Here is a 5,971-nt window from a genome sequence, read left to right as displayed (position 1 = left end):
CACTGCGGACATCGCCGCAGGACGGGAGGGGTCGGTAGCGGCGGGAGGACTCGAACCTCCGACACAGCGATTATGAGCCGCTTGCTCTACCTCTGAGCTACGCCGCCGAGAGTGTTGCGGGCGGGCCTGGTGAGATCCCGGCCCAGAGCCCCCGCGCGGAATCGAACCGCGGACCTCATCCTTACCATGGATGCGCTCTACCGACTGAGCTACAGGGGCGTGTCTGTTGTTCGGTTGTCAGTGGGAGTACGACCCACCGCCGGCCAGCGTACGTCACCGCTGGAGGTCGATAGGAGCGTTCCGTGGTGGGGGCAGGATTCGAACCTGCGTAGGCGTAAGCCGGGAACTTTACAGGCTCCTACCTTTGGCCACTCGGTCACCCCACCGGGAGCGAGGATGGTACGGAGGGGCACCTAGAGCGGCAACTGCAGCTGTTCCCGTCCGACGAGGTACGGCGCCATCTGGTGACCGAGGTTCAGGGTCCTGGTCGACGTGATCACGTCGGTGGGTACCAGGTACCGGTCGAGGTCGTCCGTGAGGACGAACAACCACTCGACCTGCGCGGGATCGAAGGGCCTCACGACCCCGGTCGCGGAGCGGTTACCGCCGTTCGTGCAGATCTGGACCTCGTAGATCCCGTACGGCGTCTTGCGGGTGGTGGTCTTGACCTGGACGCGCTCGGGCCCGTCGTCGCCGTCCTTCCTCTCGACGATGAGGTCCCAGGGTTGGGACTCGCCCAACGGCACGGCGACCCGGTACGCGTTGGCCATGAAGTACGCGATCGCGGCACCCACCCCGATGTCGCCCTGGTGTCGGGGGTTGTCGCGTCTGATCGTGTCGGTGTCCATGGTGGTCTCCTCGTCGTGGCCACCGAACCAGGTGGGTGGGACAGAGAACGACGTTCTCGGCAGTACCATCCACAGCCCGTCCGACCCCTGTGGAGAAGTCACCGATGGCCGAGCAGAGCTTCGACATCGAGGCGGGTGTCGACCTCCAGGAGGTCGACAACGCCGTGAACCAGGCGGCCCGCGAGGTGGCGACGCGGTTCGACTTCAAGGACACGAACACGAAGATCGCCTGGGAGGGTGGCGACGCGATCCGGATCCAGTCGGCGACCGAGGACCGCGCCCGGGCTGCGCTCGAGGTGCTGAAGGACAAGCTCGTGAAGCGCAAGGTCCCGCTCAAGGCCGTCGAGCCGGGTGAACCGCAGCCGGCCGCGGGCGGTTCGAGCCGCATCGACGTCGCGTTGAAGACCGAGATGCCGAGCGACGTCGCCAAGGACATCGTGAAGCAGATCAAGTCCTCGAAGCTGAAGGTGACGCCGACGAACATGGGCGACCGGGTCCGGGTGTCGTCAAAGAGCCGGGATGCCCTGCAGGAGATCATCCAGCTCGTGAAGGCCCAGGACCACCCCGCGCCCCTGCGGTTCACGAACTTCAAGTAGCCTTCGCGCCCAGGTCCCCGGGTAACAGATCGACCTTCGTGAGCACCGGCTCGATGTGGTCCACGATCGATGCCCCCGGCGTCATCCGCGGCGAAGTCGAACCGCGTCCAGTCAGCTCGGTGCCCTCGTGGGCCGTCCGGCGTCGAGGATCAAGGTCGGCATGCCGTGCTCCTCTCCCATCCGCTGCACACCCTCCAGCAGTTCCTCTGCCCGTGGGACGTCGCCGGGCTCGCGCCTGCGGAGTAGCAGGTCCGCCCACACCGCGTGCATCCGACCGCGCGCGAAGGGATGGCCGATCCGCTCGTAGACGGTCTCTGCGCGTTGGAGGTGCCGCTCAGCCAACCCGAGGTCCCCGGCGGTGAGGGCCAGCCTTCCCAGGTGGTCCTCGACGGTCCCGTTGGGCAGCAGGAGGTGGACGAGGTGTTGGTGACGGCACGGTTCCAGCAGGTTGTACAGCGTCTCCACCGCATCCTTGCGGTCCAGTCGGTAGGCCAGCTCGGCGAACGGGAGCACACCGGCCAGCCAGTTGACGTCTCGGGGCAGGTCGAAACCGGTCGCGGCTTGACGGTCGAAGAGCTCCCTCGCCTGGTCGATGCGCCCCGACTCGAGGTAGCCGATGCCCAACCCACCGCGCCAACTGGTGAGAGCGGGATGGCGATCGATCTCCTGCTCGACGACCGGGACCAGCTCGTCGATGCGCCCCTGCGACCACCGAACACCGAAGAGTTGGGCCGCGTACCACGTGAACGCGTCCGGCTCACCGGCCTCCTCGCCTCTGTGGAACGCGTCCGTCGCGAGTCGCTCGGCCTGGGGGAGGTCACCGGCGACCAGGGCGAGCGAGGCACGGTCGACCGTGTGCCACCAGCGGAGGAGCGGATGGTCGAGCTCGTCGAGCAGGTCGCTCATCGCTCGTGTCATCTGTCGGGACTCGTCGAGTCGTGCGGCGTAGAGCGTGATGATGAACCGCCACTGGAACACGGTGGCGTTCAGCAGAGGGTCCTGCTGGTCGTCGATGAGGTCGAGGAGCTCGCTCGTGGTCTCGAGGTGGCGGGGGAGCATCTCGGCGTCGTTGGTTGCCGCGTGCCAGTCCAACAGGACGGTCAGGAGCGTGATGGGATCGCCGTGCTCCCGCGCGATCGACAACGCCTCGTCGGCCATCGCGACGCGACGAGGTCGACGTTCGGACCAGGTCACCTCCGACGCGAGGCTCGCGAGCAGGCGAGCCCGTCGCGGGGGATCTCGATCCCCGAGCTTCTCGATCGCACTCTCCAGCACCTCCACCCGCTCGTCGTCCACCTCGCCGGCGTTGCTCCAGATGCCACGGGTGTTCGCCAACGCGGCTTCTGCAAGTCGGTCGCCGTCACCGGCATCGCGCGCGAGGTGGGCCGCCTCCAGCAGGGTCTCCCGGTACGCGGCGTCCCCGAGACGCCGTTGGCATCTTCCGATCCCGATCAGCAGGTCGCAGTAGGCCAGCTGGTCACGCTCGCGGTCGACGAGGTGCAGACCCCGGCGGAAGTGGTCCAGGGCCTCGTCGTCGGCGAACTGTTCCAGCGCCCTGCGGCCGGCTCGGACCGCGTACTCCACGGCCTTGGCGGCGTCACCCGCGAGCGCCGCCGCCGCGAAATGGTGTGCCAGATCGCCGACGACGTCGTCCAGTTGGTCCTGGTACAGATCCTCCAGTGCCTCGGCCACCCGCTGGTGGCGGCGTGCTCGGCGCACCATCGACACTTCGTCGTACAGGGTCGACCGCACGAGCGCGTGCGCGAACCGGTAGCCACCGAAGTCGTCGGTTCTCTCCTCGAGCAGGCGTGCCCGCGTCGCGGCCTCCAGCGCTCCGAGCAGCCGCTCCTCGTCGAGGTCGACGACGCGTTCGAGCAACTTGACGTCGAACTCACGACCGATCACCGCCGCCCATCCCAGCGCTTCGTTCGCCGCGTCCGACAGACGCGACAGACGGCGGCCCACGACCTCACGGATCCCCTCGGGGATCCCGATGTCCTCGGCACGGAAATCGGAGGTCCAGCGTCCATCCTCCAGGTAGATGGCCTCGGTCTCGGCGAGGTGGCGCAGCACCTCTCCGATGAAGAACGGGTTGCCCTGGGTCTCCCGGTGCACGGCGCGCACGAGGTCGAGGCCCCGGTCATCGAGCTGGTGACCGGCACGCCGTTCGAGGAACGTGGCGACGTCGCTCACATCGAGCCCGGTGAGGGAGATGCGCTGGACGTTGGGTTCACGACGCAGATCCCCGAGCATCTGTCCGAGCGCGTCGGTCCGACCGATGTCGGTGTCGCGGTACGTGCCGACCAGGAGCACGCGAAGGGATCGTGTGCTGCGGAGCAGGTGCCGTAGGAGCAGCAACGTCGGCCTCGCGGCCCACTGCAGGTCATCGAGCAGAAGCAGGATCGGTTGCCGCCGGGATCCCGCAGACAACCAGGCGGCGACCGCCTCGAAGAGCCGATGACGCGCGACGTCCGCGTCGGCGACCTCACCAGGAGCAGGCACGTCCATATGACCGGCGATATCCGGCAGTAGGCGAGCAAGTTCGACCGCCTGGGGTCCCGTTTCCTCGATGAGTTCGGCAGCAGGGGCGTGCAGGACGTGGTGCCGTAGGCCCTCCACGAACGGTTGGTACGGGACCTGCAGATCCTCGTCGCACCGCCCCGCGAGGACGATGGCTCCCTCCTGGTGGACCTGGCGTGCGAACTCCCCGACCAGACGTGTCTTGCCGATCCCTGGCTCACCGGACACCAGCACGAGCCCGTGCCCGGCCTCCGGAACGGCTTCCCACGCCCTCCGCAACCGCTCGCACTCGTGGCGCCGCCCGACGAACGCGAACTGGGATGCCGTGTCGAGACCGGCTGGCAGCGGGACGGCACCGGCTGGTTCCGCCTCCCAACGCACCTCGCTCGCACCGACAGGGGCAGGCAGGCCCTTGAGATCGAGTTGCCCGACGGGGTGGAACTCGTGACCCCCGCGAGTGCCGACGAGCATCCGGATGATGTCCGCCGTGAGTACCTGGCCTGGAGCTGCAGCGTCGCACAGGCGGGCCGCTTCGACGACGGGTGTCCCGAACCAGTCGTCACCCTCGAACCGGGCCTCCCCTGCGCTCAACCCGACCCGGAGTCTGACCTCGACATCGGGGGTGTCACGGTCGAGGCGGTCCGCTGCTCGTTGCATCCCGACCGCGCAGGACACCGCGTCCGTCGCGCTCGGGAAGGCGACCATCATCCCATCACCGAGCGTCTTGACCTCGCTACCCCGTCTGGCGACGACCACCGCGCGCAGCGCCTCGAACATCCGATGCCGCAGGCTGTCGGCCGCGTCGTCACCGACCTCCGAGATGATGCGGGTGGATCCGACGAGGTCGCAGAACAACACCGTGACCGTCGTCGTCTCGGTCATCCTGTTCCATCCCCCGCCCGGATCTCCCGCTGGCCGCTCGCGTCGGGCACGGCCCGTCCTCAATCACTCTCGCTCTCGTTGGCGGCCAGCCGCAGGGCGGCCTCCCGCCGAACCCGTTGCGCGACCTCGGGGATGTCGCGCAGGAACTTCTGGAAATCCTCTTCGTCGATCGCCAGCAGCTTCATGCGGGATCGTGCGACGACCGTCGCCGTTCGGTCCTCGTGCTGCAGCAGGCCGATCTCGCCTAGGAAGTCGCCAGGTCCCACCGTGGCGATCTCCTGCGATCCGTGACGTACCGAGGCGGAGCCCTCGAGGATGATCAGGAACTGTTCCCCGTGGAAGCGTTCCAGCATCAACAGTTCGCCCTCGCGTACGGAGAGCGACTGGGCGCGTTCGGCCACGGCACGGAGATGCTTCTCGTCCACCCCTTCGAACAACTGGACAGCCTCCAAGGCATCCATGTGCGGATGTCGGTCCTTGCGCCACCCCATGTCGCCCCCTCCTCTACGCAGCATCGGAGCCGCGACCGACCTCCCAGACGGACGAACCAGTCAGGTAACCATGCCGTACGGTCGAACAGCCAGGTTGCGCGCGTTCGCGCCCCAGGCTATGCGCTGGGCGCACGATGGAGATCCCGACCGAGACATGCCCGAAGGTCACACGATCCACCGCCTCGCGCGGGACCACCGTCGCTGGTTCGGCGGCCACGAGGTGGCCGTCAGCTCACCCCAGCAGCGGTTCGCCGACGGGGCCGCGCTCGTCGACGGCCTGGTGTTCGAGACCGCGGAGGCCTGGGGCAAGCACCTGTTCCACCGGTACGACGGCGCGCGCATCGTGCACGTGCACCTGGGGCTGTTCGGCAAGATGCCACACCACCGCACACCCCCACCGCCGCCCCGGGACACCGTGCGGATGCGGATCGTCGGCAACGGGCACGCGGTCGACCTCACCGGGCCGAACGTCTGCGAGGTCATCGGGCCCGCGGAGCGCAACGCGATCGTCGACCGGCTCGGCCCGGACGTCCTGCGCGACGACGCCGATCCGCAACGCGCGTGGGAGGCGCTCCAACGGCGCACGGTGCCGATCGCCCGGGCCCTGCTGGACCAGCAGGTGCTGGCCGGCGTC

5 protein-coding genes and 3 tRNA genes are annotated in these 5,971 nt (G+C 68.2%); 2 read left to right on the top strand and 6 right to left on the bottom strand.

Going from position 1 to position 5,971, the window contains the following annotated elements; translation table 11 throughout:
* Window positions 1-35: 35 nt before the first annotated feature.
* From KY469_22200 to KY469_22185, 4 genes are all read right to left on the bottom strand, one after another.
* Window positions 36-107: transfer RNA gene (locus KY469_22200), tRNA-Met, on the bottom strand.
* A gap of 39 nt (window positions 108-146) precedes the next feature.
* Window positions 147-219, bottom strand: a tRNA-Thr gene (locus KY469_22195).
* Window positions 220-303: 84 nt separating this feature from the next.
* Window positions 304-386 (bottom strand) — tRNA-Tyr (locus tag KY469_22190).
* Between the two features lie 27 nt (window positions 387-413).
* Entirely contained in the window at window positions 414-848 is a 435-nt protein-coding gene (locus KY469_22185; GenBank protein ID MBW3665806.1) for a hypothetical protein, read from the bottom strand.
* A 104-nt stretch (window positions 849-952) separates the two neighbouring features.
* Here KY469_22185 and KY469_22180 point away from each other — a divergent pair, with 104 nt between their 5' ends.
* Window positions 953-1,444: a YajQ family cyclic di-GMP-binding protein gene (locus tag KY469_22180; GenBank protein MBW3665805.1), complete on the top strand. Its 492-nt coding sequence runs from the start codon at window positions 953-955 to the stop codon at window positions 1,442-1,444.
* Window positions 1,445-1,555: 111 nt separating this feature from the next.
* Here the strand turns inward: KY469_22180 and KY469_22175 are convergent, their stop codons facing one another.
* Both KY469_22175 and KY469_22170 read right to left on the bottom strand, forming a co-directional pair.
* Window positions 1,556-4,846, bottom strand: a complete 3,291-nt coding sequence (locus KY469_22175; protein ID MBW3665804.1) for an AAA family ATPase — start codon at window positions 4,844-4,846, stop codon at window positions 1,556-1,558.
* A gap of 59 nt (window positions 4,847-4,905) precedes the next feature.
* On the bottom strand, window positions 4,906-5,337 hold the full coding sequence (locus tag KY469_22170; protein ID MBW3665803.1) for a cyclic nucleotide-binding domain-containing protein: 432 nt from the start codon (window positions 5,335-5,337) through the stop codon (window positions 4,906-4,908).
* Window positions 5,338-5,491: 154 nt separating this feature from the next.
* Between KY469_22170 and KY469_22165 the strand changes: the two genes are divergently transcribed.
* Window positions 5,492-5,971 (top strand): Fpg/Nei family DNA glycosylase (locus KY469_22165; protein MBW3665802.1); only part of this gene is annotated, 480 nt, incomplete at its 3' end.

The sequence above is a fragment of the Actinomycetota bacterium genome (assembly GCA_019347575.1).
Taxonomy (GTDB): domain Bacteria; phylum Actinomycetota; class Nitriliruptoria; order Nitriliruptorales; family Nitriliruptoraceae; genus JAHWKY01.
Note: the sequence above shows the minus strand (reverse complement) of the source record. Positions and strands in the feature narration are given on the sequence as shown.